The organism is Neobacillus sp. MER 74 (assembly GCF_023714155.1).
Genome location: NZ_JAMAUV010000113.1, coordinates 1 through 255, shown reverse-complemented (window position 1 = coordinate 255; position 255 = coordinate 1). Strand labels below are relative to the sequence as shown.

Annotated in this window: 1 rRNA gene; it reads left to right on the top strand. The window is 55.3% G+C overall.

The window, feature by feature from the left end:
* Nucleotides 1-255, top strand: a 16S ribosomal RNA gene (locus tag M3610_RS27775); the annotation flags it as partial.

The following is a 255-nucleotide window of genomic DNA, read 5'->3' as shown; positions in this document are numbered from 1 at the left end:
TAATACATGCAAGTCGAGCGGGACTCTTCGGAGTCTAGCGGCGGACGGGTGAGTAACACGTGGGCAACCTGCCTGTAAGACTGGGATAACACCGGGAAACCGGTGCTAATACCGGATAATCCTTTTCTTCTCATGAGGGAAAGCTGAAAGACGGTTTCGGCTGTCACTTACAGATGGGCCCGCGGCGCATTAGCTAGTTGGTGAGGTAACGGCTCACCAAGGCGACGATGCGTAGCCGACCTGAGAGGGTGATCG